Genomic DNA, 3,919 nt, shown 5'->3' on the forward strand with positions numbered 1-3,919 from the left:
GTGAGAGTAGGGAACCGCCAGGTTATTATTTAAAGTCTGTGCAAAAGCGCAGATTTTTGCTGATATGGCTCAGTTGGTAGAGCACACCCTTGGTAAGGGTGAGGTCCCCAGTTCGAATCTGGGTATCAGCACCATTAATTTAGTTCGGCAGAAATTGAAAAAAATTTGCCTGGCGGCCGTAGCGCGGTGGTCCCACCTGACCCCATGCCGAACTCAGAAGTGAAACGCCGTAGCGCCGATGGTAGTGTGGGGTCTCCCCATGTGAGAGTAGGGAACCGCCAGGTTTTATATTTAAAGAAAGCCACTCATCTGAGTGGCTTTTTTGCATTTGCAGTCCGCCAAAATACAAATTCCCGCAGTGCTGGGATCCGCGTCTGCGGACTGATAAACTAGACAGCATATTTGTCAGATGAGTTTTTCATTATGTCCCTCAAACCTGCTGATTCACTCCGCCAGTTACATACATTTGGTATCGAAGCCGGTGCCCGGCATATTGATGTCGCAGAGACCATTTCTGATCTCTGCCGCTTATGGCTGGCTGCACAAACGGAAAAATCCCCCTTCCTGCTGTTAGGCGGCGGCAGTAATGTACTGTTTACTGAGAATTTCAATGGCACCGTTGTCATTAACCGGATCCCCGGCAAGACCGTCCGGGAAACACCGGATGCCTGGTTTATCGAAGTTGGTGCCGGCGAAAACTGGCATGAATTAATCCGCTGGATGCTGGCGAACAGTATTTACGGCATGGAAAACCTGGCGCTGATCCCGGGCTGTGCCGGTACTGCACCGATTCAGAATATCGGGGCATACGGTACCGAATTTAAAGACGTATGTGACTATGTGGATGTCACCTCTCTGTCAGACGGGCAGACAACACGCCTGACTGCAGAGGAATGTCGCTTTGGCTACCGTGACAGTATTTTCAAACATGATTATCAGCAGGGATATGCTATCACAGCGGTGGGACTGAAACTGCCGAAAGTATGGAAACCGAATCTGAGCTACGGTGATTTGAAATCGCTGGATCCAGCGACTGTCACACCTCAGCAGGTATTTGATATGGTCTGTCAGATGCGGATGAGCAAACTGCCGGATCCGGCTGTAACCGGCAATGCAGGCAGCTTTTTTAAAAATCCGGTTGTGACTGCTGAGTGTGCGCAGAAAATCAAAGCACAGTATCCTGACTGCCCGCAGTATGTGGTGGCAGACGGAATCAAACTCGCTGCCGGCTGGCTTATCGACCAGTGTCAACTGAAAGGCCATCAGGAAGGCGGTGCAGCTGTGCATATGAATCAGGCGCTGGTATTAATCAACCGTGATAATGCAACAGGTGATGATGTTATCCGTCTCGCCCGTTATGTCCGTCAGCAGGTTGCTGCCCGTTTCGGGGTTCAGCTGGAGCCGGAAGTCCGTTTTATCGGTACGGACGGTGAAATCAGTGCCACAGAGGCTATCGCATGAAAGATTACAGTGTACCGCTGACGCTGATCGGCATTTTATCTGACGGTGAGTTCCATTCCGGTGAACAACTCGGCGATAAGCTGGGGATGACCCGGGCTGCAGTTAATAAGCATATCCGCACCTTACGTGAGATGGGGATAGAGATGGAAACGGTCACCGGTAAGGGTTACCGCCTCTTTGCACCGATGAATCTGTTACAGCCCGATGTTATCCGCACGCTGCTGCCCGGGCGAAATGTCGAAGTGCTGCCGGTCATAGGTTCCACCAATCAGCATATGATGGATAAAGTCGGGGAACTGACATCCGGTGATGCCTGTGTGGCGGAATACCAGTATGCCGGACGCGGTCGCCGCGGGCGGCAGTGGATCTCTCCGTTTGGCCGCAATCTGTATCTTTCTCTGTACTGGCGTCTTGAGCAGGGACCCGCAGCGGCTATCGGGCTGAGTCTGGTAGTCGGTATTGTGCTTGCTGAGACACTGCATGAGCTGGGTGCGACCGGTGTAAAAGTCAAATGGCCGAATGACTTATATCTGGATGACAAAAAACTGGCCGGTATTCTGGTCGAACTTCAGGGAAAAACCGGGGATGCCGCGCATGTGGTTATCGGGATCGGGATTAACCTGACCATGGAAAGCAGCGGTACAGATCAGATTGGCCAGCAGTGGATCAATCTGCAGCAATCCGGTATTCAGATCGACCGTAATATATTATCTGCAGAGTTTATTAAACATCTGACAGATGCGTTGCACTTGTTCGAAAAAAGCGGACTGACCCCGTTTATTGAACGCTGGTATGCTTTTGATAATTACCTTAATCGTGAAGTAAAACTGATTATTGGTGAGCGTGAGGTCTTTGGCGTTTCCAGAGGGATAAACGGGCAGGGTGCTTTGTTATTAGATCAGTTTGGTGAAATTACCCCCTATATCGGCGGAGAAATATCACTTCGCGGTGTGAATTCAAAAAATAAACCGGCCTGAGCCGGTTTATTTTTAACAGAAAAACTGATTATTTCCGCAGTTTCACATTGGTCACCATATGATTGGTGCCTTTGGTCATCACCAGGCTGGCCCGCTCTCTGGTCGGCAGAATATTTTCATGCAGATTCAGGCCGTTAATCTCATCCCAGATTGTTGAGGCAATGCTGACGGCCTCACTTTCCTCAAGTTGCGCATAGTGATGGAAATAGGAATTAGGATCACTGAATGCGCCCTGACGGAATTTCAGGAACCGCCCGATATACCAGCTCTTCAGTAATTCTTCCGGCGCATCCACATAAATAGAGAAATCCACAAAATCGGACACGAACACATGGTGCATGGCTTCCGGATAATCCATCCCGCTCTGCAGCACATTCAGGCCTTCCAGGATCACGATATCCGGCTGCTCAACCACTAACTGTTTATCCGGGATAATGTCATAGGTCAGATGTGAATAAACCGGCGCCAGAACCCGCGGGGTACCGGATTTCACTTCAGAAACGAAACGCACCAGATTATGCATGTCATAGGATTCAGGGAATCCTTTCTTCTTCATAATACCGCGTTCATTCAGCACAGAATTGGGATGAAGAAAACCATCAGTGGTAATCAAATCCACTTTGCGATGTTCCGGCCAGCGGCTCAGTAGCGCCTGCAATAACCGGGCGGTGGTACTTTTTCCGACTGACACACTGCCGGCAATACCAATCACATAAGGGACTTTCGCTTCATTTCTGCCGAGGAACTGCTCCAGTACGGCCTGACGGCGCAGGTTTGAGCTGATATAGAAGTTCAGCAGACGGGACAGTGGCAGATAAATCGCGATAACTTCATCAATCGAGATTTCATCGTGGATACCGCGCAGATCGTCAATTTCCTGCTCAGACAACGTCATCGGAACGGAGTTACGCAGGGTCGCCCACTGACTGCGGCTGAAATGGAGATAAGGAGAGAGCGATTTTTCTTTATACATAAACCAACAGCTGCCTTTATTACGCAGGTTGGACAGGTCATTAATACCCGTACCGGCTGAAAATAAATCGCATCATAGCGAGAGATGAGAGTCAGGCGTAGCAATTTTTTTGAAAAAATGCATTTTTTTTGATGTCGCGGACATAAATTACATTGCACATGACATAAACAAGGAGTCAAAAATAAGCGGATTATTGGTTTTTACGGTAGTCCATCTGTGTGATTACTGAGAGTTTAAGTGATAAGTATCGCTGCTAATTTGTACATTACCTATTGAAAAAAACAGCAAAATACGGAAGAATGTCCACTTTGTGAGCAAAAGAACAATTTCAGCGATTTTTTTGTTGCATCCTGCGCAAAGTCTCCATAGAATGCGCAGCACTTGATGCCGGCATAGCTCAGTTGGTAGAGCAACTGACTTGTAATCAGTAGGTCCCGAGTTCGACTCTTGGTGCCGGCACCATTTAACAATTTGGAAAGGTGGGATACCCAAGCGGCCAAAGGGAGCA

General features: G+C 48.8%; 3 protein-coding genes, 3 tRNA genes and 1 rRNA gene (1 of these 7 cut by a window edge). 6 read left to right on the forward strand and 1 reads right to left on the reverse strand.

The features are described 5' to 3' along the window. Positions 1-58 precede the first annotated feature (58 nt). The 4 genes from HMPREF3119_RS18510 (at position 59) to birA (ending at position 2,438) form a co-directional block, all read left to right on the forward strand. Positions 59-134: transfer RNA gene (locus HMPREF3119_RS18510), tRNA-Thr, on the forward strand. Between the two features lie 34 nt (positions 135-168). Beyond that, positions 169-284 (forward strand): 5S ribosomal RNA (rrf, locus tag HMPREF3119_RS18515). Between the two features lie 139 nt (positions 285-423). Continuing rightward, positions 424-1,461, forward strand: a complete 1,038-nt coding sequence (gene murB / locus HMPREF3119_RS18520; RefSeq protein WP_070580528.1) for a UDP-N-acetylmuramate dehydrogenase — start codon at positions 424-426, stop codon at positions 1,459-1,461. Next, a complete protein-coding gene (gene birA, locus HMPREF3119_RS18525; protein ID WP_004238687.1) occupies positions 1,458-2,438 on the forward strand; it encodes a bifunctional biotin--[acetyl-CoA-carboxylase] ligase/biotin operon repressor BirA in 981 nt (326 codons plus the stop codon). Before murB ends, birA begins: the two co-directional genes overlap by 4 nt. Positions 2,439-2,466: 28 nt before the next feature. On the opposite strand, the gene coaA is transcribed toward birA, so the two are convergent. Further along, positions 2,467-3,411 carry a type I pantothenate kinase gene (coaA, locus tag HMPREF3119_RS18530; RefSeq protein WP_004238689.1) on the reverse strand — a complete coding sequence of 315 codons (945 nt, stop codon included), beginning with the start codon at positions 3,409-3,411 and terminating at the stop codon, positions 2,467-2,469. 386 nt (positions 3,412-3,797) lie between these two features. On the opposite strand from coaA, the gene HMPREF3119_RS18535 reads away from it, so the two are divergent. Both HMPREF3119_RS18535 and HMPREF3119_RS19460 read left to right on the forward strand, forming a co-directional pair. After that, positions 3,798-3,873: transfer RNA gene (locus tag HMPREF3119_RS18535), tRNA-Thr, on the forward strand. Between the two features lie 16 nt (positions 3,874-3,889). After that, a tRNA-Ser gene (locus tag HMPREF3119_RS19460) sits at positions 3,890-3,919 on the forward strand (it continues 46 nt past the right edge of the window).

Source organism: Morganella sp. HMSC11D09 (assembly GCF_001807955.1).
GTDB classification, from domain to species: Bacteria; Pseudomonadota; Gammaproteobacteria; order Enterobacterales; family Enterobacteriaceae; genus Morganella; species Morganella morganii.